General features: G+C 67.8%; 22 protein-coding genes. 8 read left to right on the forward strand and 14 right to left on the reverse strand.

Features of this window, described 5'->3' with window-relative positions:
• The first annotated feature begins 11 nt into the window (after positions 1-11).
• The 4 genes from Pka01_RS30460 to Pka01_RS30475 all read left to right on the forward strand — a co-directional run bounded on the left by Pka01_RS30460 (position 12) and on the right by Pka01_RS30475 (position 3,161).
• On the forward strand, positions 12-866 hold the full coding sequence (locus Pka01_RS30460) for an alpha/beta fold hydrolase (RefSeq protein WP_203886372.1): 855 nt from the start codon (positions 12-14) through the stop codon (positions 864-866).
• A complete protein-coding gene (locus tag Pka01_RS30465; RefSeq protein ID WP_203886373.1) occupies positions 863-1,777 on the forward strand; it encodes a succinylglutamate desuccinylase/aspartoacylase family protein in 915 nt (304 codons plus the stop codon). Before Pka01_RS30460 ends, Pka01_RS30465 begins: the two co-directional genes overlap by 4 nt.
• A 36-nt stretch (positions 1,778-1,813) precedes the next feature.
• Positions 1,814-2,578: an HpcH/HpaI aldolase/citrate lyase family protein gene (locus tag Pka01_RS30470; RefSeq protein ID WP_203886374.1), complete on the forward strand. Its 765-nt coding sequence runs from the start codon at positions 1,814-1,816 to the stop codon at positions 2,576-2,578.
• A gap of 136 nt (positions 2,579-2,714) precedes the next feature.
• A complete protein-coding gene (locus Pka01_RS30475; RefSeq protein ID WP_203886375.1) occupies positions 2,715-3,161 on the forward strand; it encodes a nitroreductase family deazaflavin-dependent oxidoreductase in 447 nt (148 codons plus the stop codon).
• A 97-nt stretch (positions 3,162-3,258) separates the two neighbouring features.
• On the opposite strand, the gene Pka01_RS30480 is transcribed toward Pka01_RS30475, so the two are convergent.
• From Pka01_RS30480 to Pka01_RS30515, 8 genes are all read right to left on the reverse strand, one after another.
• Positions 3,259-4,155 carry a TolB family protein gene (locus tag Pka01_RS30480; protein ID WP_203886376.1) on the reverse strand — a complete coding sequence of 299 codons (897 nt, stop codon included), beginning with the start codon at positions 4,153-4,155 and terminating at the stop codon, positions 3,259-3,261.
• Positions 4,156-4,267: 112 nt separating this feature from the next.
• Positions 4,268-5,641 carry a GH1 family beta-glucosidase gene (locus Pka01_RS30485; protein WP_203886377.1) on the reverse strand — a complete coding sequence of 458 codons (1,374 nt, stop codon included), beginning with the start codon at positions 5,639-5,641 and terminating at the stop codon, positions 4,268-4,270.
• A gap of 65 nt (positions 5,642-5,706) precedes the next feature.
• Complete coding sequence (locus Pka01_RS30490) at positions 5,707-6,546, reverse strand: carbohydrate ABC transporter permease (RefSeq protein WP_203886378.1); 840 nt, start codon at positions 6,544-6,546, stop codon at positions 5,707-5,709.
• Entirely contained in the window at positions 6,539-7,444 is a 906-nt protein-coding gene (locus tag Pka01_RS30495) for a carbohydrate ABC transporter permease (RefSeq protein ID WP_239115566.1), read from the reverse strand. Before Pka01_RS30495 ends, Pka01_RS30490 begins: the two co-directional genes overlap by 8 nt.
• Before the next feature lie 200 nt (positions 7,445-7,644).
• Positions 7,645-8,961 (reverse strand): extracellular solute-binding protein, encoded by a 1,317-nt coding sequence (locus Pka01_RS30500; RefSeq protein WP_203886379.1) that lies wholly within the window; start codon positions 8,959-8,961, stop codon positions 7,645-7,647.
• A 1,017-nt stretch (positions 8,962-9,978) separates the two neighbouring features.
• Positions 9,979-11,262: an ROK family transcriptional regulator gene (locus Pka01_RS30505; protein ID WP_203886380.1), complete on the reverse strand. Its 1,284-nt coding sequence runs from the start codon at positions 11,260-11,262 to the stop codon at positions 9,979-9,981.
• 267 nt (positions 11,263-11,529) lie between these two features.
• Positions 11,530-11,907 (reverse strand): PPOX class F420-dependent oxidoreductase, encoded by a 378-nt coding sequence (locus Pka01_RS30510; RefSeq protein ID WP_203886381.1) that lies wholly within the window; start codon positions 11,905-11,907, stop codon positions 11,530-11,532.
• Positions 11,908-11,923: 16 nt separating this feature from the next.
• Positions 11,924-12,532: a TetR/AcrR family transcriptional regulator gene (locus tag Pka01_RS30515; RefSeq protein ID WP_239115568.1), complete on the reverse strand. Its 609-nt coding sequence runs from the start codon at positions 12,530-12,532 to the stop codon at positions 11,924-11,926.
• Between the two features lie 82 nt (positions 12,533-12,614).
• Here Pka01_RS30515 and Pka01_RS30520 point away from each other — a divergent pair, with 82 nt between their 5' ends.
• Positions 12,615-13,544 carry an SDR family NAD(P)-dependent oxidoreductase gene (locus Pka01_RS30520; RefSeq protein WP_203886382.1) on the forward strand — a complete coding sequence of 310 codons (930 nt, stop codon included), beginning with the start codon at positions 12,615-12,617 and terminating at the stop codon, positions 13,542-13,544.
• 94 nt (positions 13,545-13,638) lie between these two features.
• Here Pka01_RS30520 and Pka01_RS30525 read toward each other — a convergent pair whose 3' ends face one another.
• Positions 13,639-14,376: a sensor histidine kinase gene (locus tag Pka01_RS30525; RefSeq protein WP_203886383.1), complete on the reverse strand. Its 738-nt coding sequence runs from the start codon at positions 14,374-14,376 to the stop codon at positions 13,639-13,641.
• A gap of 933 nt (positions 14,377-15,309) precedes the next feature.
• Here Pka01_RS30525 and Pka01_RS30530 point away from each other — a divergent pair.
• Together Pka01_RS30530 and Pka01_RS30535 are read left to right on the forward strand one after the other, a co-directional pair.
• On the forward strand, positions 15,310-16,494 hold the full coding sequence (locus Pka01_RS30530) for a sensor histidine kinase (RefSeq protein ID WP_203886384.1): 1,185 nt from the start codon (positions 15,310-15,312) through the stop codon (positions 16,492-16,494).
• Between the two features lie 183 nt (positions 16,495-16,677).
• Positions 16,678-18,477, forward strand: coding sequence for an alkyl/aryl-sulfatase (locus Pka01_RS30535; RefSeq protein ID WP_203886403.1), 1,800 nt, complete (start codon positions 16,678-16,680; stop codon positions 18,475-18,477).
• Here Pka01_RS30535 and Pka01_RS30540 read toward each other — a convergent pair.
• From Pka01_RS30540 to Pka01_RS30560, 5 genes are all read right to left on the reverse strand, one after another.
• Positions 18,467-19,228: an isocitrate lyase/PEP mutase family protein gene (locus Pka01_RS30540; protein WP_203886385.1), complete on the reverse strand. Its 762-nt coding sequence runs from the start codon at positions 19,226-19,228 to the stop codon at positions 18,467-18,469. The two genes, Pka01_RS30535 and Pka01_RS30540, sit on opposite strands and share 11 nt — an antisense overlap.
• Before the next feature lie 7 nt (positions 19,229-19,235).
• On the reverse strand, positions 19,236-20,048 hold the full coding sequence (locus tag Pka01_RS30545) for an SDR family NAD(P)-dependent oxidoreductase (RefSeq protein ID WP_203886386.1): 813 nt from the start codon (positions 20,046-20,048) through the stop codon (positions 19,236-19,238).
• 63 nt (positions 20,049-20,111) lie between these two features.
• A complete protein-coding gene (locus Pka01_RS30550) occupies positions 20,112-20,450 on the reverse strand; it encodes an ArsR/SmtB family transcription factor (RefSeq protein ID WP_203886387.1) in 339 nt (112 codons plus the stop codon).
• Positions 20,447-20,896, reverse strand: a complete 450-nt coding sequence (locus tag Pka01_RS30555; RefSeq protein WP_203886388.1) for an SRPBCC family protein — start codon at positions 20,894-20,896, stop codon at positions 20,447-20,449. Before Pka01_RS30555 ends, Pka01_RS30550 begins: the two co-directional genes overlap by 4 nt.
• Before the next feature lie 193 nt (positions 20,897-21,089).
• Positions 21,090-22,271 (reverse strand): SMI1/KNR4 family protein, encoded by a 1,182-nt coding sequence (locus Pka01_RS30560; RefSeq protein ID WP_203886389.1) that lies wholly within the window; start codon positions 22,269-22,271, stop codon positions 21,090-21,092.
• 446 nt (positions 22,272-22,717) lie between these two features.
• On the opposite strand from Pka01_RS30560, the gene Pka01_RS30565 reads away from it, so the two are divergent.
• Positions 22,718-23,575 carry a nucleotidyltransferase domain-containing protein gene (locus Pka01_RS30565; protein ID WP_239115570.1) on the forward strand — a complete coding sequence of 286 codons (858 nt, stop codon included), beginning with the start codon at positions 22,718-22,720 and terminating at the stop codon, positions 23,573-23,575.
• The last annotated feature ends 98 nt before the right edge of the window (positions 23,576-23,673 follow it).

The following is a 23,673-nucleotide window of genomic DNA, read 5'->3' on the forward strand; positions in this document are numbered from 1 at the left end:
GAGGAGTGACCATGTTCGTAGACATCAACGGAGCGCGCCTTAACGTCGAGGTCCTCGGCGAGGAGGGCGCCCCGGTGCTGATCGCACACCACGGCGGCGGAGGCATCGGCTCGCTGGCAGAGCCGAAGTCGACCTTCGGCCCGCTCTCCGACCTGTTCCGCGTGATCGTGTTCGACGCCCGGGGTTGCGGGCTGAGCGAGGGCGTCCCGCCGTACTCGCACGCGCAGTGGGCCGCGGACGTCGACGCCCTGCGCGAGTGGGCGGGGGCGGACCAGATCGTGATCGCAGGTGGCTCCTACGGCGGGTTCATCGCCATGGAGTACGCGATCGCGTATCCGGACCGGGTGCGCGCGATGATCCTGCGCGACACCTCGCCGGACTGGAACAACTTGAAGCTCGCCCACGAGAACGCACGCAGGCAGACCCGGGTGGAGCTCGATTGGGAGAACTACGAGCGGTACTGGACCGGCCGGATCCACGACGACGAGGATCTGAAGGCCCGCTGGGCCGAGCTGATCCCGTTGTACGACTTCGAGTACGACCCGGTGACGGCGTCGGCTCGAGTCGAGGCCGGCATCTACCGTCACGAGGCGCACAACTGGTGCTTCCAGCAGAACGCGCCGATCTATGACGTCAAGCCGAAGCTTCCGTCCGTCACCTGCCCCACTCTCGTCACCGTGGGCCGCCACGACTGGGTGACCCAGGTGTCGTCGTCGGAGACGATCGCCTCGCTCATCCCCAAGTCCGAGCTTGTGATCTTCGAGAAGTCCGGGCACTCGCCGCAGTTCGAGGAGGCGGAGCTGTTCCAGCGGACGATGCGCGACTTCATCGCCGAGGCCCTGCCGGATCTCGAGGTGAAGCGATGATCACTCGCCGGCTGCTGAGCCTGCCCGGACTCGACGGGCTCGACATTCCGTACTTCGACATCGAGGGTCGCGGCGACGGGCCGCGGCTCACGGTGCTGGCCGGCGTGCACGGCGCCGAGTACGCCTCGATCGCGGCCGTCCGCGAATTCGTGCGGGATCTCGACGTGAGCGCCGTCTCCGGGCGGATCGTCGCCGTCCCGTTGCTGAACGTGCCGGGGTTCTGGGCCAGGACGCCGTTCGTCGTCCCGGCGGACGGCAAGAACCTGAACCGGAGCTTCCCCGGCGACCCCCATGGCACCTTCACCGAGGTGCTCGCCCACCACGTCTTCACCACGTTCGTCCTCGGCTCCGACTACCTGGTCGACATGCACGCCGGCGACCTGCCCGAGGCGCTCGAGCCGTTCACCATGTTCGAGGCCTCGCCGGTTGAGGAGGTCTCGCTCGACCTCGCCCTGGCCTACGGCGCGGGGCACATCGTCCGGCAGGTCGCGGTGGAGCGGACGGTGGCGGGCAGCACGGCCGCGGCCGCGGCGGACGCCGGCATCCCGGCGGTCATCGCGGAATCCGGTCAGAACGGCCTGCTCGACCGGGCTGCCGTCGACAGGCACCTGGCCGGGCTGACCAACATCGCCAGGTCCATCGGCGTGCTGGACGGCGATCCGTGGCCGGTGCGCGACGCCCGCCGGCACGAGGGCTGGCACTGGCTGCGCACCGACCAGGCCGGCTGGTGGCAGCCCGCGGTGACGGTGGGGGAGGCCGTGCCGGCGGGCGGGCTGCTCGGAACCATGAGCGACGTATGGGGAGAGGTGTTCGCCGAGGTCCGCGCGCCCGAGGCGGGTACGCCGCTGTTCCTGACCAGCAGCCCCGCGGTGTCCGCCGACGGCCTGCTGCTCGGCCTCGCTCGCGACTGAGCGCTCCTGGCAGGTGCTGCTAACGATGGAACGACCATGAGAGAACGGTCCTGGCTGTTCACGCCCGGCGACCGCCCGGACCGGTTCGCCAAGGCGGCCGCGAGCGGTGCGGACGTCGGCGTCCTCGACCTCGAAGACGGCGTCGCGCCGGAGAACAAGCCCGCCGCTCGTGCGGCCGTCGCGGACGCGCTGATCCGGCACCTGGCATACGTGCGGGTCAACGGGGCGGGCACCCCGTGGCACGACGACGACCTCGCCGCGATCGCCGGCCGGCCCGGCCTGCTGGGCGTGATGGTGCCCAAGGCCGAGACCCCGGATGCGCTGGACGGGATTCGGAGCCCGGTGGTCGCACTGGTGGAGACCGCCGCCGGGCTGGAGAACGCGTCACTCGTCGCCGCCCATCCGAACGTGGTCCGGCTCGCCTTCGGCAACGTCGACTTCGGCCTCGACATCGGTGCGACCGACGACGAGTTCGTTTACGCCCGATCCCGTCTGGTGGTGGTGTCGCGTGCCCGGGGGATCGCGGCGCCGATCGACGGGGTGACCACCGACCTGGACGACCCGGCCCATGCGGCCGCGGACGCCCACCGGGCACGCAGGCTGGGTTTCGGGGGCAAACTCTGCCTCCACCCACGCCAGATAGAGCCGGTCAACCAGGCGTTCACCCCCACGGAGGCCGAACTCGCCTGGGCCCGCCGATTGCTGGAGAAGGCCGGCGAGGGCGGAGCCGTCCGGGTCGGCGGGCAGATGATCGACAAACCGCTCCTGGAGTCGGCCCTGCGCCTACTCGATGACTCGTGAACAGGGAAGACACGTCATGGCGTCCGGGGTGCGTGCTCCGGATGAAAGCATGGCCGGCTGGTGTTGAATGCGAGGTTCGGCGGCACCGTCGGACCACGAACGTGACAGTACTTGTACGCGAGATAGGACGGATGTCATGGCTCTTGAAGGAGAGTACGAACCGAGTTCGGCGCAGTGGGTACGGGACCAGGTCGAGCTGTACGAGAGTTCGGGCGGTACCCGGGGCACGACCCTCCTGGACACCGGCATGCCGGTGATCATCCTCACCAGTCTGGGCGCCAGGAGCGGCAAGATCCGCAAGACTCCGCTGATGCGCGTCGAGCACGAGGGCCGGTACGCCGTGGTGGCCTCGCAGGGCGGAGCGCCCAAGCACCCCGTCTGGTACTACAACCTCACGCAGCACCCCACGGTGGAGCTCCAGGACGGGCCCCAGCGTCAGGAGATGACGGCCCGTGAGGTGACGGGCGAGGAGAAGGCGGCCTGGTGGGAGCGGGCGGTCGCGGCGTATCCGCCCTACGCCGACTACCAGCAGAAGACCGACCGTGAGATCCCCGTCTTCGTGCTGGAGCCGACCGGGAAGTGAGCGGCCGATCAGCGGATGTGTCGCCCGGCGACACATCCGCTCGTGCCGATGAGCGCGAACCGGCCGTCGGCAGCCGGAAGGGCCCGCACGTCGACGGTCAGTCCTCGTCTCCGGTGTCGCCGCCCAGGGGATAGGCAACGTAGGCGATCGAGTCGCCGGTCGGATCCCAGCTCGGCACGTTCATCGTCCCCTGGCCGCCGAACAGGTGGACGAGATCGTGGACACCGTCGCGATCGAGCATCCGGACGATCACATCGACGTTCGCCGGATGGCCGAGCGTGCCGGGCGGAAAGCTGATGTAGGCGATCCGCGTGCCGTCCGGAGACGGATGTGGAAACCAGTTCACCCGCTCGTCGCCGGTGAGCTGCTCCGTCGTCGATCCATCCGTTGTGATGCGGAACAACTGTGCGTGGCCGGGAACGGAGGCCGCACGTTCCGAATTGAAGTAGATCCACCGGCCGTCGGGTCCGAACTCCGATCCGTCGTCGGGGAAGCCGTCGTCCGTCAACTGCTGATCGGCTCCGCCGGCGACGGGGATGACGTACACGTTGGTGACGGGCGGCCGGTCGTCGCGACGTCGCAACCCGATGTACGCCAATGACGTGCCGTCCGGAGAGACCCCGTGCAGGTAGTGGGCGAAATCCGGTCCGTGGTCGTTCGTCACGCGCCGGGGGTGGCCTCCCGCCATGGGCACCGCGTAGATATGACCGTCCTCGGCCGACACATAAACAGTCGCGGCGTCCGGGCTGAGAACGTGGTCGTTGTTGATCGGCGGCACACCGCCGAGGTCGATCTGTTCCAGCTCGGTTCCGCCGGATGCGGGAAGACGGAACAGGAGCCCGTCGGCGTTGACGACGAGCCATCGCCCGTCGCTGCTCCAGTTGGGTGCCTCGAACAGCAGGTCCGACGACCGGTACACCAGCCTCCGGTCACCCGTGTTCACATCAAGCACGTACAACTCCGCCGATTGTTCCGGCAGAAGGTATCTGTCCATGGAACTGCTCCTGGTCGCTCAATGCCGGGTCGAACGCCGGCGCCGGCCACTGTTCCCGTGGCCCGTCAGAGCATGCCTGATCTGACGGACCACGGAACGACCTGACGGGGGCTCAGCCCACGTGCGGGTCCTTGCCGGCGCGGATCAGTTCGGCGTAGCGGTGACCGCTGGCCTTGATGGTCCTGACCTGGGTCTCGTAGTCGACGTGGATCAGGCCGAACCGCTTCGCGTAGCCGTAGGCCCACTCGAAGTTGTCCATGAGCGACCAGGCGAAGTACCCGGCCAGGGGTGCGCCCTGACGGACGGCCCGGGCACAGGCGGCGAGGTGGTCCTCGAGGTAGGCGGCCCGCTGGGGGTCCTCGACTGTCCCGTCGGCGGTGACCTCGTCGTCCCAGGCCGAGCCGTTCTCGGTGACGTAGATCCGCTCGGCGCCGTACTCGCGGGTCAGGCGGAGCAGCAGCTGCTCCAGCCCGTCCGCGTTCACCTCCCAGCCCATGGCGGTGGTCGTCGCGCCCGGCACCGGCACCTGCCGCGCGTACGGCGCGGGCCCATCGGGGTCGTCGGTCACGATCTGCCGGAAGTAGTAGTTCAGCCCCAGGTAGTCGAGGGGCTGGGCGATCGTCTCCAGGTCGCCGTCCTGGATGGGCAGGTCGACGCCGTACACCCGGACCATGTCCTCGGGGTAGCCCCGGCCCAGGATGGGGTCGAGCCACCACCGGTTGACGTGCCCGTCCATGCGCAGGGCGGCGGCGCGGTCCGCGTCGCCGTCCGTGGCGGGCTCGATCGGGCTGAGGTTGTTGACGATGCCGACGGAGGGCGACCTCTTGGCGACGGCTCGGATGGCCTGCGTGGCCAGCCCGTGGCCCAGGTGCAGGTGGTACGACGTGCGCACGGCGGCCTCAAGGTCCTTCAGGCCGGGCGCCATCGCGCCCTCGAGGTGACCGATCCACGAGCTGCACAGCGGCTCGTTCAGCGTGGTCCAGTCGGCGACGCGGTCGCCGAGCGCCTCCGCCACGGCGCCGGCGTAGTCGGCGAAGCGGTAGGCCGTGTCCCGCCGTGGCCAGCCGCCCTCGTCCTGGAGCGCCTGCGGCAGGTCCCAATGGTAGAGAGTCACGAACGGCCGGATGTTCTCCTCGAGCAGCGCGTCGACGAGCCGGTCGTAGAAGGCCAGTCCCTTGGCGTTGACGGCTCCCGAGCCCGTGGGCACGACCCGAGGCCAGGCGATCGACAGCCGGTAGGCGTCCACGCCGAGCTGCTTGATCAGGCCGACGTCCTCCTGCCACCGGTGGTAGTGATCGCAGGCCACGTCACCGGTGTCGCCTCCGTCGGTCGCGCCGGGCACGCGGCTGAAGGTGTCCCAGATGGACGGAAGTCGGCCGTCCTCGTCGACGGCGCCCTCGATCTGGTAGGCCGAGGTGGCCACGCCCCAGACGAAGTCCCCTCCGAAGGCAGCGAGGTCCGGGCCGTCGCCCCCGTGCGACTTCATGGTGTTGTTCTCCCTGGTTGTGCCGTAAGTGCGGTGATGGATCGGGTCGTGCGGATCGGGACGGGTCACTTGACCGCGCCGGCGGTGAGCCCCTGCACGAGATAACGCTGGAGCAGCAGGAACCCGGCCACCACCGGGATGCTGACGACCAGCGAGGCCGCCATGATCTGGTTCCAGTAGACGTTGTTCTGCGTGGCGTATCCCTGCAGGCCGACGGCGAGCGTCCGGCTCGACTCGTCGGTCATGACCGAGGCGAACAGCACCTCACCCCACGCGCTCATGAACGCGTAGATGAGGACGGCGATGATGCCGGGGGTCGCCGCGGGGATCACGACGCGGATCAGCGCGCCGACCGGCCCGCTTCCGTCGACCTTGGCCGCCTCGTCGAGCGCGACGGGGATGGAGTCGAAGTAGCCGACCAGCATCCAGATCGAGAACGGCAGTGAGAACGTCAGATACGTGATGATCAGCCCGGTGCGGCTCGCGTACAGGTCCACGCCGATCGCGCTGCCGAGGTTCACGTAGATCAAGAAGAGCGGCAGCAGGAACAGGATGCCGGGGAACATCTGGGTCGACAGGACCGTGATCGAGAAGACCCTGCGCCCGGCGAACTTGAAGCGGCTGACGGCGTAGGCGGCGAAGATCGCGACCACCACCGAGATCACCGACGCGATGGTCGACACGATGAGGCTGTTGACGAAGTAGTGCGCGAGAGGCACCGTCGACCACATGTCGCGGAAGGCGCTGAAGGTGATCGTCGTGGGGATCCAGTGGAAGTCCCCCTGGACGTCCTTCAGCGGCTTGATCGACGACGTGATCATGACGTAGATGGGCAGCACCGTGAACAGGCCGAGCAGGCCGAGCCCGATGATGCGCACCCACTTCAGCCATCTGGGGTCACGCATCGCTCCTCCTCCGCGAGGTGATGAGCAGGTAGACCGCCGTGACCAGCAGCAGGAACAGCAGAAGCAGCACGGACATGGCCGAGCCGGTGCCGAAATTCCAGGTGACGAACGAGCTCTGGTAGATGTGGATCGAGATCAGGTCGGCCTCTTGCGGCGCCGTCTTCCCGAACAGCACGTACGGCGTGTTGAAGTCGTTGAAGGTCCACAGGAACAGGACGAGGACCAGGACCTGGTTGACCGGGCGCAACATCGGAAGCGTGATCTTGCGCAGCTGACGCGTCCATCCCGCGCCGTCGATCGCCGACGCCTCGTACAGGTCCTGGGGAATGTTCTGCAGGCCCGCCATCAGCACCAGGAAGGCGAACGGCCACCAGCGCCACAGCGACACCACGATGATGGAGAAGAAGCTGTTCTGCCCGATGAGCCAGAAGGGCTTGTCGCTGAACAGGTGCAGCTGGTCCACCAGCACGTGGTTGATGAGCCCCGATTCGCGCTGCAGCAGGAAGCTCCAGGTGATCACGCCGGCGTAGACGGGGAGGGCGTACGGCACGAGGAACAACGCGCGCAGGAAGCCACGCCCACGGAATTCGCCCTGCATCAGCACGGCTCCGGCCATCCCGAGGAACCAGGACAGCGCGACCGTCACCACGGTGAACGTGATCGTCACGAAGAACGAGTGGAGCAGCGCGCGGCCGACCGGGCCGTTGAAGTCCACCGCCAAGTGGTAGTTCGACCACCCCGCTGAGGGGGCCGCCGACCAGTTCCGAATGTAGAACTGGGTGAGCTTGATGAAGCTCATGCCGATCCCGATGACCATCGGGATCAGATGGACGAGCAGTTCCAGCACGAGGGCGGGGAGGATCAGCAGGTACGGCAGGCCTACACGGCGTAGCCTCACCGACAGCCGGGCGGTGGCCCGGCCCCTTCCGGCACCGGATGGTGGCGGAGGCCCCCCCGGGTCTCCTGATCCCCGCCCCCCGCCGGGCCGGGACGTGGCGGACACGACCATGGACGTCCTTTCGATCTTCACTCTTACGTGGTCAGGCACGGGTGCCGGGCGGTGGACATCCACCGCCCGGCACCCCGGAGCACGTCGGCTCAGTTCGTCATCTGCTGGTTGGCCTCGGTGAGCTTGGCCTTCACGGTCTCGTCGGTGATCGGCTTGCCGCTGGCCGCGTCCGCGAACAGCTGGTTCATCGCGTTGCCGACCAGCGTCTCGAACTGGCTCTCATTCGTGACCTGGGGCAGCGGCGCGGCCGTGTTGGCGAGGATCTGCTGGTACGTCTTGATCTCCGGCGTCTGGAACGCCGGGTCGTCGTAGGCGTCGGTGACCGTCGGCAGCGAGCCGTAGGCCTTGTTGAGGTCCTGCTGCGTCTGCTTGCTGGTCATGAACTTCACGAACTTCAGCGCGCCGTCCTTGTTGGCGGCGCTGTCGAAGACGGAGATGTTGATGCCGCCGACCATGCTGTCGATCTGCCTGCCGCCCGAGGAGGGGTCGGGCAGCGGGATCGGCGCGACGCCGTAGTCGTCGGGGGTCATGCCGCCCGTCTTCAGCGTGCCGCTGGCCGACTGCCACATCACCATCGCGGCCTTGCCGCCGATGAAGTCCTGAAGTGCCTCGGTGCCGTTGGAGTACGCGGCGTCGCTCGGGTTGGTGATCTTGTCCGAGGCGATGAAGTTCAGGTACTGCTTGACGGCGGCCACGTTCGCCGGCGAGTCGAACTGCGCCTTGCCCGAGCCGTCGAACAGGTCACCACCGTGCTGCTGACCGAGCGTGAAGATCATGTGGGCGTTCTCGCTGACGCTGGCGCCCTCGACGGCCAGGCCCCACTTGCCGTCCTTGGTGAGCTTCTTGCCGTCGGCGACCAGCTCGTCCCAGGTCTTCGGCGGGTCGGCGATGCCGGCGTCCTTGAACATGTGCTTGTTGTAGTAGAGGGCGTAGGCCGTGCTGTACAGGGGCGCGCCCACGGGGGGCTGTCCGGGGGCGCCCGTCGCCGCGAGGCTCGGGCCGAGGAAACGTGCCTTGCCGCCGAGGGCGTTCAGCTGGGTGTCGTCGAGCGGGACGAACGCGCCGGTCGCCTGCAGCGAGGCCGACCAGGTGTTGCCGATGTTGACGACGTCGGGGCCCTTGCCGGAGGTGGCCGCGGCCAGAATGCGGTTGAGCAGGTCGGACCAGGGCACGACCTCGAGGTTCACCTTGATGCCCGTCTCCTTGGTGAACCGGTCGAGCTCCGGCTGGAGGATCTGCTTGTCGCTCTCCAGGCTCGTGCCCTGGTTGGACGCCCAGTAAGTGATCGAGCCCGAGCCTCCGCCGGAGGACCCGCTGGCGGACGAGTCGTCGCTGCTGCCGCAGGCCGCGGCGGCGAACATCAGAGCGCCTGCGACGGCGAAGACGTAGGGCTTGCGTGTGAGCACGGTTGTTCCTCACTAATTCCGGAAGGGACCGCTCCGCCCTCCCAGGCGACGCGGGTCAGGATGATCGATCAGCGATGGCTGATATGAGGGATGGACAAGTTCGTCGACCGCCGGGCGCGGACTCCGGCCTGGCGTGGGATCTCCAGCCGCGCCGCCACCGGCTGGTCCGCGAACCACGTGGCCATGGACCATCGGGCCGACAGGCCGCCGACCAGGTCACGGACCGGCGGGACCGGTGAGACGGGAGCACGGCCAGGGGGGACCCGCCGCCGATTACGGTGGCTGGAGCTCGGCCGCGTTCAAGCTTCCTATTCAAGAAGCTTGGGTGTCAATTGTCACGTTTACATCATTAATGTCTGTTTTTTTGCCTGATCTTGTGGCCGGCGTCGAGGATCCGGGCCCATGCAGCGGCGAGCCCCGATCCGGTGCCGGTCCATCAGGCCGAACTGGGACCTGTTCAGCCTGGTCGCCCCGAGCGCTTGGGCCAGGCGATCCGTCCGGTGGGGCCTCGACTGTGGGAGGCCGGCGCCGTGAGAGGCGGGGCGGCAACGGCGATGTTCGGCTTGTTCTGTCTCACTGGAGTCTTTCTTGGTATGGCGAGGCGTCCCCGGTGTGAGCGCCGGGGGCGAGGGGTCGCCCATGAGCGGGCGTCTCGTATGCGGCGTCCTCGACGCCGCGGAGGGTCCGCGTCTGTTCGTGGGTCCCGATGCCGACTGCCTCGGTCGTGTTGTGAAGTACTGAAGGGGTGTTACCGCAATGTTACGAAGGGGTATTTATTAAAGGTTTTTCGATACCATAGCCCCACGTAGATCGGGGCGTCAACGGTCGGAATGGCGAATGGCCAGGGCAGATCACGGCGGCCTGGCCGGCATTGCCCGCGGACGGCGTCCGCGTCATGGGAGTCCGCCCGTAAGCCGGGACCGGAAGGGACATCCCGCGCCCGTGGATCAGGTGCGTACGGAAGGAATCGAAGGCCCGCCCGCGGGGGCGTCCTGAAGTGGAGGGTGGACCCGGCGACTACTGAGCGTCGGCGGCGCGAAGGGCCGTGGCCGGCCAGCGGTCGCTGTGAGGTGACCCGAAGAGCCGGCCCTCTACCTCGTTGAGCGCGCGGCGCACTCCGCCGATGACGGTGGCCCTGCCGCCGAGGGCCGACAGCGCGAGCCGCGGCGGCGGGGCGGCGAGCCTGCGGTAGAGCTCCAGCGTCTGCTCTTCGATCGGTGGCATGAGCCGGTCGGCGGCCTCGGCCGACAGTCCGCAGATGACGACCAGTTCCGGGTCGAGCAGTGTGGCCAGCATCGCGATGGGACGTGCCACGATCGCGCCCACCTGGTCGGCGATTCTCCGTGCGGCGGGGTCGCCGACGTCGAGTGCGGCGAACACCATCTCGTCCGTCACCTGCTCGGGATCGCCGTGCGCGAGGTCGAAGAGCGCCCCCGTCTGCGCCGGGGACGGACCCGTACCGGAGGCGTCGCGGACCGCCTCGGCTCCAAGCTGGGCCACCTTGCGCGCCACCCCTCCGGCGGGACCCATTCCGGACAGCAGGTCGACGGACGTCATCTCGCCGGCCAGGCCGCTGCTGCCCCGCACGAGGCGGCCGTTGACGATGAGCCCGGCCCCGAAGCCGTGCTCGCACACGTCGAGAAGCACGGCGTTGTCGTGGTGGTGTGCGGCGCCCTGCCACTGTTCGCCGATCATCGCCAGGTTGGCGTCGTTCTCGGCGACCACCGGCCACGGGAGGGTTTGCTCGAGCTCAGTGATCACGTCCCGGGTGTCCGCCCGATACTGGGCGGCGGTCGAAGGGGCGTACTCACGAGACTGGACGGGCGCGGGGATGCTCACGCAGACCTGCCACACCGAGCCGGCATCGATACCGGCGAGTTCGACGAGTTCGTGGGCGATCGACGGCCCGTGGACGGCCGCCTGTGATCGCAGGCTCGGGTCGGCGGCGATGTCGCGGCACAGTTCGCTGCAGATCCCGCCGGTCAGGTCGGCGACGGCCCCCGTGACCCGGCTCTCCCGGATGTCGAGCGCGAGGACGAACCCGGCGCGGGGGTTGATCCGGTAGCGGCGGGCGGGGCGGCCCGGCTGCGCGTCCTGGACGAGATCGGAGACCACCTCGGCCACGAGATTCTGGGCGATGAGCCAGTCGCACGTCGTGTGGACGGTCGGGCGGGACAGACCGGTGGCCGTCATGAGATCCCCGGCAGTGCAGGACTCCCGCGCACGCATGGCCTCGTAGATCGCGGCAGCGTTGATCCAACGGATCTGCGCCGCCGACGGAGTGCTCATGCGCCTGGACACCGTGTTCCCTCCTTGCTCCGGCCTGCCGGCAGGGCGTGTCAGTGCATGGGTGCCGATCAAGCTGCCGACGGCACACGGCAGGCAAAACAGATCTCTGGGCTCGGACTACTACGACTTCGGCAGAGCCAATCGGTCACCGTGAGCCCGAAGCCGCCGTGAGCGGCCCTGGCCGGATCGAAGTCCTGCGCCTGAGCTCTGGCAGTGATCACAAAGGATGCCTTTGTGATGATAGTTGATGTGGGTTCGGTCCAGCCCACGGCTGAATGCTCATGGCGTCACCTCGATTCCGACCCAACGGTCACGGTCACCGCGGAACCGGTTCCACCAGAACACCAACCGAGCCGCGGGGTACCTGCGCGACATGAGTCTTCGTACTCGGGCCGTCTCCGTCTCGTCCAGAAGCCGGGCCGTGCCCCTCGTGCTCGGTGCGCCCTCGGCGATGCGCCCCCTGCCGTCGCACGGTGAGACCACGACGGACGTGTTGTTACGGAGTCGTTTGATCTTGCCGCTGTCCCGTGCCGTCAGCACGAACAACTCGTCGCCGTCGACGACGAACCCGACCGGGGTGGGGACGGGCCGGCCGTTCCCGCGGAAGGTGGTCAGACTGATGTGCCGACCGCGGATCGTCTCGTTGAGCCAGGTCATGCCGCTCGCGCCTTAATCAAGAGGTTTGTGCCGTGCCGCTTGCGGGGGACGCGTCGGCCGAGTCCGGCGCGGCCAGGCCGGCCCGGATCACCGGGTAGACGCGGCGCATCAACTCGCTGTCGCCGCGGAAGCGCCGCATCGCCTGCAGGCCGACGATCAGAGTCTTGATGTCGGCCACATCCAGGTCGGGCCGCACGGTCCCCGCACGCTGGGCCTGGGCGAGGATCTCGGTCATCACCCCCGTGAACTCCTTCTCGGCGTCGGGCAGGGCCGCCGCCAGGTCGAAGCCGATTCCCGCGAAGGCCTCCGTTAGCCCCAGGTCGGTCGCGCCCTGTTCGGCCATCTGGAAAAGGAACGCGTACAGCCCTTCTCCCGGGTCGGTTGTCGCCTGTTCGCGTGCCCGCTCGACGACCTGCCGCAACCGGTCGGCCACGATCGCCTGGAACAGCGATTCCTTGGTGGGGAAGTGCCGGTACACCGTGCCCGCACCCACTCCCGCGCGGCGGGCGATCTCGTCGATCGGGACGCCCGCGCCCTCTTCGGCGAACGTCTCGTAGGCGACCTGCAACACGCGAGCGCGGTTGCGGGCGGCGTCCGCGCGCAGCGGCCGGGATTTCTCAGTCACAACGGGTCTCCTTGACAACCGGGGCGTGCGTTCCGGTATGTTCCTAACCGGAACGAGCGCCCCGATTATATCTGGAGGAACCATGCCCCGACAGCGGTGGACCCTCGCCGACGTGCCCGATCAGCGGGGTCGCGTCGCCGTGGTCACCGGAGGCAACACCGGCATCGGTTTCGAAACCGCCAAGGTGCTCGCCGCGCGAGGAGCGTCCGTGGTCCTCGCCGTACGGGACATGGACAGGGGCAAACGGGCCGCAGCCGAGATCGCGGTCACCCCCGGTGCAGACGTCACGGTGCAACATCTCGACCTCGCTTCGCTGGCTTCAGTCCGCGCGGCCGCCGACGAACTGCGGGCCACCCGTGATCGCATCGACCTTCTGATCAACAACGCCGGCATCATGTACGCCCCGCGAAAGACCACGGCGGACGGCTTCGAGATGCAGTTCGGCACGAACCATCTCGGCCACTTCGCTCTCACCGGACTGCTGCTCGACAGGATGCTGCGAATTCCCGGCTCTCGCGTGGTCACCGTCAGCAGTGCGGGGCACCGGCAGGGCGGACCGATCGACTTCGATGACATCAACTGGAACACCCGTGAGTACAGCCGGGTCGCCGCGTACGGAAACTCCAAGTTGGCCAATCTGATGTTCACCTACGAACTCCAGCGCAGGTTGTCCGGAACGGGGGAGACCGTCGCCGTCGCGGCTCATCCCGGGGGATCCGACACCGGTGGGTCCAGGACATCGGTGGCGCGCCAGCCCCTGTACTTCCGGGCACTGTTCGCGCTTGTCCGGCCGTTGCTGATCCAGCCTGCCGAGATGGGGGCGCTGCCCTCGCTGCGCGCCGCGACCGACCCGACCGTTCAGGGCGGCCAGTATTTGGGTCCGGACGGATTCCAGGAGAGCAGGGGACACCCGAAAGTGGTGGAGTCGAGCGCGCGGTCCTACGACATGGCCGCCCAGCGCCGGCTGTGGACGATCTCAGAGGAACTGACCGGGGTGACGTTTTCCGTGTGACTCCCGCCGGCCCGTTGAGTGGTCGCGTCCCTCATGTACGGCAGTTGCAGGACCATGAAGGAGCCGGGTCGCCGAATGTCCCTCGCGGCGTTGATCAGCGGTTCGTGGTCAGGGGCATCCGGAGGACGAAGCACGCACCACCGGAGGCGGAGTCCTCGACGTGGAGGCTGCCGTTGTGGGCGGAGGCGATGTCGCGGGCGATGGCCAGGCCGAGGCCGGTGCCTCCGCAGTCACGGCTGCGGGCCGAGTCCAGGCGGACGAAACGGTGGAAGATCCGCTCGCGGTCGGTCGGGGCGATGCCGGCTCCGTCGTCGGCGATGGTCAGTTCGGCGCTGTCGCCCTTGCGGCGCAGGTCGATCCATATCGTCCGTGCGGCGTGACGCTGGGCGTTGTCGAGCAGATTGGCGAGCAGGCGAGTGATGTGCGATGGCACGCCGCGGATCTTCAGCGCGGGATCGAGGTGAAACCGCACCTCCTGCACGCCCTGGCGGTGGGCGACCGCCTCCCGGACCAGAGCCGTGAGGTCGATCTCTTCCATCGTGGTCTGGGCGCCCGTCTCCAGCCCGGCCAGCAGGAGCAGGTCGGTGATGATGTTCTGCACCCGGCCCAGGTCATGGAGAGCGTGATCGAGGAGATTTCGCAGGTCGGTGTCGTCCGGATGCATCTGGGCGTCTTCCAGTTGCAGGCGCAGCCCGGCGAGAGGTGTGCGTAGTTCGTGTGCGGCGTCCACGGCGAACTGCCGTTGCCTGTCGAGCGCTCGTTCGGCGCGCTTGTCCGCATGGTCGAGCCGTTCAAGGACCCCGGCCCGCGCACGCCACCTGGTCCATGCCACTGGAACCACGATGCAGAACGCCCCGGCGATGACGAACGGCCGAAGGGCCGCCAGGCGGAGAATGCGGCAGGACGCGCATGCTCCGGCGGGACGGCCCGCTCCGTGGGAGCCGGCATCGAGACATGCGGCCTCGGGTTCGTGACCGAAGGCCCTTCTCATATTCGCGCTCCCATCCGCTACCCGGCGCGCTGCCCGGATACCGATGACGCGACTGGCGGATGATCGACCGGCACTCAGCCGTCACGCGCCGCAGTGATGGCGCGTTCTCCGGCCGATCAGATCGTGGCCGGCTCCCACCTGGTGTGCTCGCGCCAGGCCGCTGTCTCCAATGGACGATTTCGTCCATTTTGTGATTATGTGTGAATTCTGTCAAATCTTCCCGTCTGCGACGACCTGAACGGCGCGGATCGGGCGCGACCCCGGCAACTGTGATCACCCTGATCGCCGATGTGATCGCAAGACAGGCGGGCCGCGCCATCCTCCATCAGAGCTCGTCGCCCATGTCGTCCGGACCTGGTGCGGCGGCACGGCACATCCGGGGCTGCCCCATATGTCGGTTTGACAAATGTGGGTAACTCCAAGTTAAGTGGACGATATCGTCCAATTTTGGTCAGGCCTGTACGGCCAGGTGCCGGCGGCCGGTCGTCATCCCCAGTTCGGTCACGTCAGTCGTACTGGACGGATCGCCGGGGCTGTACGGGCGGCAGGCGATGTTCCAGGAAAGGAGGCGGCGGCTACGCGAGGAGGAACTCGCGGACCGGCCGCTGCTGAGCCGCCCATTGTCCGTGTGGATCAGTGATCAGCGTGAAAGACACAGCCGTGATGAGACACCCAGCCGAGATCGCCCATGGTGTGTGGCCGTCGGCTGCTCGGAAGAGCCGGTCGGGCGCGCGGGGAGACGATGACGCGGTGCCGTCGCTGTGTGTCATTCAAGTGCGTTACGCGACGGTGGTGACGCTGCTCGTCCTCATGATCGTTGTGGTGTTCGGCGCCGGCATGGACCTGGCGGTCCGCTACAGGGTTCGAGACGAGGCGTTCCTCAGCGTGGAAAGGACCGCCCTCCAGTGGAGCGCGCAGGTGCGGAGCGACCATGTGCCGCGCCCCATTCCCGTTTCCGACGACGTAGACCTGGTCCAAGTGGTGGACGCCCGGGGCAGGATCACGAGTTCGAGCCCTCAGACGGGGCGGGCGCGCCTCAGCAGATTCAGGCCGGAGCCCGGCGACCGTTTGCGACGGTGGACCGAGTGCCCTCAAGGCAAGCGGTGTGTCCTGCTGACGGCCGACAGGATCTCACCCAATGCCGATTCCCCCGTCGTGTACGCGGGCGCGGTGGAGCCGTCGATTCTGGCGACGCACGACCTCGAGTACGTCATCGCGGCGGCCGCGTTCATCATGACCGTCCTGGCGGGATGGCTGACGTGGCGGGTGACGGGCCGGTCACTGCGCCCGGTTCAACGGCAGTACCAACTGGCCTCCACCACGTCCCACGAGCTCCGCAACCCGATCGCCGGCCTGCGGGTTCAGCTGGAGGAGGCTCTGCTCTACCCCGATCACGTCAATCCACGCGACACGATTCAGCGAGCCCTGTCGACCACCGACCGGCTCGAGGCGATCATCGACGACCTGTTGCTGCTCGCCCGGCTGCGCGGCGGCGAGTCGGCGCCCCATGAGGTGATCGACCTGGGCGCGCTGGTGGCGGAGGAGGCGCGGACGACCTCCCACCCTGTGCCGGTGGATGTTCGGGTGACCGGGGACGTCCGGGTACACGGGTCACGGACCCAGCTGAGCCGGCTGCTGAGCAATCTGATGAGCAACGCGCGACGCCACGCGGAGTCGGGCGTGATCGTATGCGTCACGTCCGGCGACGGCCTGGCGGTCGTGGCGGTGACCGATGACGGAGCCGGCATCGAACCGGCCTACCGTGAGCAGGTCTTCGAGCGGTTCGTCCGCCTGGAAGACGGACGCCGCCGCGATGCGGCCGGCAGCGGACTCGGCCTGGCGATCTCCCGCGACATCGCCCACGCCCACCGGGGGACCCTGCGTATCGAGGACTCCGCCCACGGCGCCCGGTTCGTTCTTCGGCTGCCGCTGATGGAGGGAAGGCGACCACCGGCGTGAGGCACGACCGCGGCCCTCATCGAGGCTCTCGATCCTCACCCGCAGCCAGGCGGACGACAGACTGACCGCGTTTTGGTCCGACACGAGTCTGACGGCCGGGTTCCGCAGGATGTTTCGCGCCGAAGATGGACGCTGACACCCATGGACGGTTCGGATGGTTTTCGAGGGGATGCCGTGACTGTCATGCCGCCGCTGGAGGACCGGGCCGATTTCGAGGCCGCGGACCGGGGGTTCGTCGGGACGACGTCGCAGGACACGATCAGGGATGCCCGGGGCCGGATCGTGTGGGATTTCGGCGCCTACGCGTTCCTGACCGGGCCGTGCCCCGACACGGCGCACCCGAGTCTGTGGCGGCAGTCCCAGCTCACCGCCAAGCACGGCCTCTACCAGGTTGCCGAGGGGATCTATCAGGTCCGGGGGTTCGACCTGTCCAACGTCTCCTTCGTCGAGGGGGAGCGGGGCGTCATCGTCATCGATCCGCTGTTGTCCACCGAGTGTGCGGCGGCCGCGGCCGAGCTCTACCGGCGGCATCGGGGAGACCGGCCGGTGACCGCGGTCGTCTTCAGCCACTCCCACGCCGACCACTTCGGCGGCGTCAGGGGAGTGGTGCCCGACGGAGGGGACGTTCCGGTCATCGCTCCCGCCGGGTTCTTCGAGCACGCCGTCTCCGAGAACGTGTACGCCGGGACCGCGATGAACCGGCGGGCGATCTACATGTACGGGGCCGCGCTGCCCAAGAGCGCCACCGGCCAGATCGGCGCGGGGCTCGGCCAGACCACGTCCACCGGAACGATCTCGCTGATCGAGCCGACGCTCCATGTCACCCGTACCGGGCAGGATGAGGTGATCGACGGCGTTCGCATCGTCTTCCAGCTCACTCCCGGCACCGAGGCACCGGCCGAGATGAACTTCTTCTTCCCCGGCCGCCGGGCCCTGTGCATGGCCGAGAACGCCACCCACAATCTGCACAACGTGTTGACCCTGCGCGGCGCGCTCGTCCGGGATCCGCGGGCCTGGTCCCGCTACCTCACCGAGGCGATCGAGATGTTCGCCGCAGACTCCGATGTGCTCTTCGCCTCGCACCACTGGCCGACGTGGGGCACGCGGGAGCTCACCGTGTTCCTGTCCCAACAGCGCGACCTGTACGCCTACCTGCACGACCAGACGCTGCGACTGCTCAACCAGGGCCACACCGGCCTGGAGATCGCCGAGATGATCGAGCTTCCGCCGGCACTCGACCGGGCATGGCACGCTCGCGGCTACTACGGCTCGGTGTCCCACAATGTCAAGGCCGTCTACCAGCGCTATATGGGCTGGTTCGACGGAAACCCGGCCCATCTGTGGGAGCTTCCCCCGCAAGAGTCGGCCCGCAGGCACGTGGAGCTCATGGGCGGAGCACCGAACATCCTGTCCAAGGCCGAGGAGGCCTATCGGGCGGGGGAGTGGCGGTGGGCCGCCCAGATCCTCAACTACGTCGTGTTCGCCGACCCGACCGACAACGCCGCCAGGGAACTTCTGGCGAAGGTCTACGACGGACTCGGCCGGGGCAGTGAGAACGGCACGTGGCGGAACTTCTACCTGCAAGGCGCCGCGGAACTGCGCGGCGACAAGCCGCGGAACCCCATCGACAGCGCCGGCCCCGACCTCGCCCGCGCTCTGAGCGCCGAGCAGATCTTCGACTCCCTTGCCATCCGCGTCAACGGTCCCCGCGCCTGGGACACCCGCCTGACCATCGACTGGAACTTCACCGACCTCGAAGAGGGGATCAGGACCAGCCTGGCCAACGGGGTCCTCACCCAGACCCGGTCACGCGAGGCGACCCCTGCCGATCTCACGGTGACCCTGGCCGAACCCCAACTGCTCGCCCTGCTCGCCTCCGGAGACCTCGGCGGCGTCCAGGCCACCGGAGACCGCCGGGCGCTCACCACCTTGATGGACCTCCTGGACGCCCCCGACCCCGACTTCGACATCGTCACCCCCTGACCTCGAGGAGGGGCTGGAGATCGGTGTGCAGGTGGTCGAGTGCGCTGCGGTACAACTGGGGTCCCACGGAGACCCGGGCCACACCGATTGCACGGAGCTCGTCCAGCGACCCGCGTCCTAGTGGAAGGCCGGCGTTCACCGGCGCGCCGACCTCGGCGACGATGACCCGGAGGTCGTCCGGCCCGGCTCCGGGAGGGAACACACAATCAGCGCCGGCCGACCAGTACGCCTCAGCCCTGCTGATCGCGTCGGCGCGCTTCTGATTCTCGGCCAGAGGCGAGGTGGGGAAGAAGGAGTCGATCCGGGCATTGATGACCAGCGGCACCCCGATACGGCCGGCGGCCGCGCGCATCCGCGCGATGTAGGTGGCGCGGACGCCGACGTCGATCAGGCCGCCGTCGGCGTGATCACTGTCCTCGATGTTGCAGCCGACGGCTCCGATCCCGATCAGCACTTCGACCAGTTCCTCCGGAGCCATCCCGTAGCCGGCCTCGGCGTCGACGGTGACCGGAACGTCGACGGAGGCCGCGATGCGTTGGGCGACGAACATCATCTCCTCGCTCGGGGCGCCCTCACCGTCGTCGTAGCCCAGAGCGGCGGCGATCGCGTTGCTCGCGGTCGCGACCACCGGGAAGCCCGCGTCGACGACGGCGCGGGCGCTGCCCACGTCCCAGGCGTTCGGCAGCACCAGCGGAGCGCCCGGGATGTGCAGGGAACGAAGCAGCTTGGCCTTCTCGGCCTGATCGGACATGGCGGCCTCAGTCGACGAGTGCGCCGGCGGACAGATTGGCGATTGCCCCGGTCATGGCTCCAGCTCGATCTGAAGCCAGAAACGCGGCCGTCTCTGCGATTTCAGAGAGCGTAGGCAGCCTCTTCAGAAGCGTCCCCTGCACCATCCCCCCGCCTTCGAGCATTTCCTGGACCGACTGCCCGGCCGCTGCCGCAGTCTGCTTGAAGAGGTCCTTGGTGTAGGAACCCGCCGCCGGCGCATCCACGACAGCGTGTGGACGGATGCAGATCACCCGGATGTTGCCGGGTGCCAGCTCCGCGGCCAGAACCCGCGAGAAGGCCTCCTTTCCGGCCGCGCTCACGCTGTGCCCCAGGATGCCGCCCACAGCCAGTTTGGAACCCGGCTCGGACAAGGTCAGGATGACGCCGGGACGCTCGCGACCCATGTGCCGTGCCACGGCCTTGCTCGTGATGAACAGCGTCCGCAGAAAGCCATCGATCGGCCGCATGAACTCCTCCAGCGAGAGGTCCGCCAGCGAAGTCCCCTGGTCGTGCATGACACTCACGGCGTTGAGGGCGATGTCGATGCCGCCGGCCGTCTCGGCGACGGCATCGGCGTGCTTTTCGACCGCCTGCTGATCGAAGACGTCGACCTGTGCGGTCTCGACTGTTCCGCCCATCGCGGCGATATCACGCGCCACGGCGTCGAGCTTCGCCTGCGTCCGCCCGGCGATGAAGACCCTCGCGCCCTCCCGGGCGAATACCCGGGCGATTGCGCCGCCGATGGCGCCCCCGCCTCCATAGATCACAGCGTTCTTGTCGCCAAGCAGCAATCCACTCATATGTGTCCTCCAAAGGACATCGGTCGAGGAGGTCGTTGGAGATCTCTTCCGGCGGTCTGCCGGTCAGTCGTGTTTCTGGCGCTGGATCTGTTCTGCGATGCGCTTGATGCGGTTCAGCCGCGCATCCCAGGTCCTGCCGACTTCGTTCAGTTGCCGGACGGCGCGGGCGAGCTGCGCCTCGTCGACTTCGTAGCGCCGCTCGCGGCCCATCGGTGTCGCGTGCACGAGACCTGCGCGATCGAGGACGCCCAGGTGCTTGGTGACCGCTTGGCGCGAGATCGGGAGACGATCGCTCAGGCTGGTCGGCGTACCGACTCCTTCCGCGAGCAGCAGGTCGAGCAGGCGACGCCTGATCGGGTCGCCGATGGCCGACCAGAGTTCGTCGTCGACGGCGATGGTCATCGCGGCACCACGGAAGGGGCGTAACTCTGCAGCCTGGGCAGGAACATGTCCCAGCCGCGTTCGTGGTCGTGGAAGGTCTCCTCGAGCACGGCGGCCTCCCAGCCCTTCTCCCGCCAGCCGCTCTCAGTCAGGCGCAGAATCGTGCCGTCACCGGAGGGCTCGAGCTCGAAGGTGACCAGGAGAGAGTTGCCTGCGTCGGGCAGCCGGCCATCAGGAGCGATCCAGTGGAACGCGAACCTGCGGGGCGGATCCACGTCGACCACCGTGATCGGTTCAACCCCGGCGTGGGCGCCCCACACCAGTTCGCCGACCGCGCCTGGCGCGCGGTCGAACGACGCGTCATCGGACCACCACATCTTGATGTGCTCGGGACGACTCACCACATCGAACACGATCTCCGGTGGGGCGTCGATGCGGATCTCGCGCTCCAACTTTCCGAACTCCACCACGGGCCTCCAATATGCAACCATCGGTTGCGAATGAATCTAGTGGTCCGTGCTTGCGATCCGCAACCTCTTGTTGCGTAATGACCGTGCGGTCAACCTGTCCGCATCCGGTGATCACGCGTGCACAAGCTCACGAGACTCCTGCGGAGTCCACTCAGGTCGCGCGGCCAGACACCGTGCCGAGCGAGAGTCCTCAGGAGTCTTCGTTGCCGCGCGGTGCGGTGACGATGGTTCGGGCTCGTTCGGGCGTGACCAGTTCGCGCAGTGCCGGGTCGGTGAGCAGCACGACTGGGGCAATGCGGTACGGGGAGTCGGAATGCCACTGGGGTAGGGCGGCTTCCAGGACGGCCCAAGCCCGGTCGGTCGCACCATCTCGTGCGAGCGTGCGGGCTTGGTGCAGCGCCGTCTGGAAATCGGGTGGCTCGGGCAGTTGCGGTGGGATGAACGCGTCGATGCGCTCGATCTCCTCGTCGGTCAGGATTCCGGTGAGGAGCCGGCGATACGGGGCAACTGAGGATCCGCTGCGAATCAGCCCATATAGAAACAGCGGTACGGCCTCGGCACGCACCTGTTCGAGACCGACCGCCTCGATCACGTGCGGGTGGCCGAGGATGTCGTTGCGGATCTCGTGGTGCGTGTAGTTCAGATCAAGGAACGCGTTCAGGATGACGGCGAGGTACGCACCCGCTCCCGAGCCTTTGACGGTGGCACGCGCGAAAGCGTCCGCGGCGGCGTGGACGTCGCCTCGCAGGGCACTCGCGCGGCCCACGGCGATCAGCTCATCCGCACCGTCCGGATGTACCGCACGACCCTCGCGGCCACTGAGCTTTTCAAAGGACGCACGTTCGGCGTCGACCAGCACGGCGAACGACTCATGCCGGTCCCCAAAACCGGGGTACCAGCTGGCCCACACGTAGGCCGCCCACTCGCCGTCAGGGGACACATCGCCGGGGTCGAGCAGCCAGTACTGGGCGTCACCATCCCCGGAGATCAGCAACGCGCGGTCCGCGAGGACGATCTCCTCATCCGTACCGTGCTCCCGCAGAATCTCCCACAGTCCGGCATCGGCATCACGCAGCCAGCCGACGTCACGAGAGGGGCGCATCGCCCACATGAACGGACCGATGTTCAGCCACCCGTCCGACACGGTGAGGAACGACCGATAACTGGGCGGCAGGCGAGTGCCAAGATGCTGCTCGAGCGTGGCGAGCCGGCCCTCGTCGGCGCCGTCGAAGCCCAACCAGCATGCGGCCCGCTGCAGATCGGAGACCTCGCGCAGGTCGTCGTCAGAGGAGGCACGTAACACTTCGGCGCTGTACTCGGCGAGATAGCGCCGCCACTGTTTTATAGAGCGTGCTCCGTCGATGGATGCCATGCCGTATCCGTTCCAGATCGAACCACTGACACAAGACGCATCATTTTGCCGCGAGTTGCGCCCTTGGCACTCCGGCTCCGAGGGATCAGCCCGAAGCAGTCTGCTGGTCCAGCGCTGAGCTCTTGCCTCAGTTCGGCTGACCGTAGATATGGCCATGGAGCATTTGCTCCGCCTCAAGGAGGTGATCGACCGTCTCCCAGTAGTCCTTCAACATCGGGTGTGAGAGAGCTTCCTCGCGAGACAGCTTGTGCCCGTAAAAGGGCTTGTCGGGAGCGACGGAGGCTGCGTCGACGAGGGTGCAGGCTGGAAGCGCACATTATGCCCGTGGCGCATGAAGTCTTGAATGCGCGCTCGCAGTGGCTCGGTCTCGAGGATCTTGCGAGCGCCAGGGGCTCGAATCTCCCGGTCGTCACCTAGGTCAATACCCTGTGTGATCATGAGTGCTTGTGGATGGTGTGGCACTGGGGGAGCTTGCACAGCGGCTGGTTGAGATCCCCGGGGTGGTCGCGGTCGTGCTCGGTGGCAGTCGGGCCCGTGGCACGCATCGCCCGGATTCAGACATCGATCTTGGGCTGTATTACCGGGGCGATCTGGACGTGGCGGCGCTGCGAGCACTCGCCGTGCGGGAGACCGGCGAACAGGCCGGCGTCACCGAGCCCGGTGGCTGGGGACCATGGGTCGACGGCGGTGGCTGGCTGACCATCGGCGACTGGCGAGTCGACTGGATCTACCGCGATCTGGACCGGGTCCATCGGGTCTGGGACGGCTGCCGGGAAGGTCGCTACGACGGAGTTCAGGCCGGACATCCGCTCGGGTTCTACTCCCACGCCTATGCCGGTGAGGTGGCGCTGTGCCGGGTGCTGGCCGATCCCAGCGGGGAGCTCACCGACCTGCGGGAAAGTACTCAGGCGTACCCTGCGGCGCTGGGCGCCGCGCTCGTGGACGGGCTCTGGGAGGCGGACTTCTCCGTGGGACTGGCCCGGTACGGCGCGGCCGGCGTCGACCCGGCTTATGCGGCCGGCTGCCTGTTTCGTGCCGTGGGTGTCGCCTGCCAGGCATTGCACGGTCACGCAGGCCGGTGGCTGATCAACGAGAAGGGCATGGTGGCCTCGGCCGGCCGGCTGCCCATGGCCCCGCAGGACTTCGCCGCCCGGGCGCAGAGGCTGCTGGGGCACGTTGGCGAGTCAACGCAGCAGATCGAGCAGACTGTGGCCGACGCGGCCGCCTTGGTGAGGGACGTGCGGGCAGTTGTCAGCCGGGACGGAATGGTGACCGGGTCTGACGATGGATCCACACCCGCGTAAGTGCGGGGCGAATGACCGCTCGGAGCCCGAAGCGAAATCGCTTCTAGCCACTGGCCGTCGTGGGAAGCCAGAAACGCAGCTTGCCGTCGTGTGTCAGT

The sequence above is a fragment of the Planotetraspora kaengkrachanensis genome, assembly GCF_016862895.1.
Classification (GTDB): domain Bacteria; phylum Actinomycetota; class Actinomycetes; order Streptosporangiales; family Streptosporangiaceae; genus Planotetraspora; species Planotetraspora kaengkrachanensis.